Source organism: Pseudolysinimonas sp. (assembly GCF_031389465.1).
Lineage (GTDB): Bacteria > Actinomycetota > Actinomycetes > Actinomycetales > Microbacteriaceae > Pseudolysinimonas_A.
Genome location: NZ_JANMSQ010000166.1, coordinates 1 through 2,610 on the forward strand (window position 1 = coordinate 1; position 2,610 = coordinate 2,610).

General features: G+C 67.0%; 1 protein-coding gene and 1 pseudogene. Both read right to left on the reverse strand.

The features are described 5' to 3' along the window. Positions 1-125 precede the first annotated feature (125 nt). Positions 126-1,607 carry a PilT/PilU family type 4a pilus ATPase gene (locus tag RMO30_RS06570; RefSeq protein WP_309711046.1) on the reverse strand — a complete coding sequence of 494 codons (1,482 nt, stop codon included), beginning with the start codon at positions 1,605-1,607 and terminating at the stop codon, positions 126-128. Positions 1,608-1,677: 70 nt separating this feature from the next. Next, positions 1,678-2,610 (reverse strand): annotated as a pseudogene (locus RMO30_RS06575) (GspE/PulE family protein); the annotation flags it as partial.

Consider the following 2,610-nt stretch of genomic DNA (forward strand, 5'->3'; position numbering starts at 1 on the left):
CTGCGATACCGCGAGCTGCCCGCGGAGCCATTCGCGCGCAGGCGTCTCGCTCGACGCTTCCAGCTTGCCCTTGACCAGCTTCCCGCCGGTGTCGCGGCCCTTGTACGCGTAGGTAAGAGTGTTGCTCATCGTCGTGCTCCGAAGTCCGAGGCGAATGCGGCGCCCGCCGGGTCGTTGTCGCCCGTGCGGTGCACGAGACGCTTGAAGTCCTCCTGGTCGTGTACCTTCTCCAGCGCCGCCCCGTAGGTGATCGCACCGCTGTTGACGAGGTCGGCGAGGTGCTGATCCATCGTGTGCATCCCCTGCGCTCGTCCGGCCTGCAGCGCCGACCGGATCTGGTAGGTCTTGCCCTCACGGATGAGGTTCGCGATCGCCGACGTCGTGACCAGCACCTCGGTCGCGACGGCACGACCCGAACCTGAGGCCCGCTTCACCAGGGTCTGACAGACGACACCTTGCAGCGTCGCCGCAAGCTGGGTGCGCACCTGACCCTGCTGGTGGGGCGGAAAGACGTCGATCACGCGGTCGACCGTCTGGCTCGCATCCTGAGTGTGCAGGGTGGCGAAGACGAGGTGGCCGGTCTCGGCGGCGGTCAGCGCAACCGAGATCGTTTCGAGGTCGCGCAGCTCGCCGATCAGGATGACATCGGGGTCCTGGCGCAGCACGTGCTTGAGCGCGTTTCCGAAGCTCTGCGTGTCGGACCCGACTTCGCGCTGGTTGACGAGGGAGCGCTTGTTCGAATGCATGAACTCGATCGGGTCCTCGACCGTGACGATGTGGTCGGACCGCGTCGTGTTGACCAGGTCGATGAGCGCGGCGAGCGTCGTCGACTTGCCGGAACCGGTCGGCCCGGTGACGAGCACCAGACCACGCGGCAGCTTGCCGAACTCACCCACCACCTCGGGGATACCGAGCGCAGTGAGCGGTTTGATCTCGGTCGGGATGAGACGGAACGCCCCGCCGATCGCGCCGCGCTGCAGGTAGAAGTTCACGCGGAACCGCGACTCCTCCGAGAGCGTGAACGCGAAGTCGAGTTCGAGTACCTCGTCGAACTGCGCCTGCTGCTCGTCGGTGAGGAGGCTGTACAGCGCAGCGGCGACCCGCTCGCGATCCCAGGGATCGGTGCCGGCAATCGGGCGCAGGGCGCCGTCGATGCGGATCATCGGCGGAGCACCGATGGAGACGTGCAGGTCGGACGCCCCTTCGGTGACCACCGTTTCGAGCGCCGTCAGCAGCTCGGCATCGACCCGGGCGCGCGCCGCGAGCGTGAAATCGTCGGGAATGAACGCCCCACGCGACGGCCTTTCGAGCCGCTGGTTGACCGGCGGGATGATCGTGAAGTCGGGCACCGACAGCACCGGAGCCGCGGGAGCGGGGGTGAAGCCCGGCATTGCCACTGGCGGTGCGGGCGTGTACCCCGGGATCGCGTCGGAAGAAAGAGCCGGGGCCGACGCCGCAGCGTCAACAGTCGCGACCGCGGGGGGCGGCAATTGCGAGAAGTCGACGGTCGTCGACCCCGGCGGCACGGGTGGCTGCACTCCGCGAGGGGGCGGCATCGCCCCGGCAGCCCCGGGAATACCGAGCGGCGGGTTCGCCGGATCGGTCACCGGAATTTCATAGACAGGCTTGTTCACGTGCGGTACCCCTTCCTTCGTGAACGACCACGGATGCCGGCGCTCACGCGACGACTCGCATGATCTCTTCGACGCTCGTCAAGCCGAGAAGGGCCTTCGCCCACCCGTCCTGACGCAGCGTCGTCATCCCCTGCTCGATCGCCAGGCGACCGATCTCGGCGCTCGACGCGCGAGCGACCGCGAGCCGTTCGATGTCTTCGGTGACCGGCATGACCTCGTGTAGAGCGATCCGCCCGCGGTACCCGGTGTTCGAGCACGACGTGCATCCGATCGCCTTGAAGAGCGTCGGCTGCGGGTCGCCCGGCTTCGCGAATCGCATGGCCTGGAGGTCTTCGAAGGTCGGCTGATACTGCGCCTTGCACCGGTCGCACAGTCTGCGGGCGAGTCGTTGGGCGACGATACAGTCGAGCGCCGATCCGACGAGAAACGGTTCGATCTCCATCTCGATCAGCCGGGTGACGGCGCTCGGCGCGTCGTTGGTGTGCAGGGTCGATAGCACGAGGTGACCGGTGAGCGACGCCTCGATCGCGATCTGCGCGGTCTCGTGGTCGCGGATCTCACCGATGAGCACGACGTCGGGGTCGGAACGCAGGATGCTGCGCAGCGCACTCGCGAAGGTCAGGCCCGCCTTCGGGTTGACCTGCACCTGGTTGATGCCCGGGATGCGGTACTCGACCGGGTCTTCGACGGTGATGACGTTGATCTCGGGTCGCGCGACCTCGTGCAGCGTCGTGTACAGGGTCGTCGACTTTCCGGAGCCGGTCGGCCCGGTGACGAGGATCATGCCGTAGGGCTTGGTGTACGACGCCTTGTAGACGGCAGCGTTGCGATCGAGCAGCCGTAGCTGGTGGGCATGCAGGAGACGCGCAAGTTCAGCTCGCGGCGACCGAAGGTGAAACTGAAGCGGCCATCCTGCGGCAGGCGCGTCTCGGACACGTCGAGGTTGGCCATGACTTTGATGCGGGCGATGAAGGGG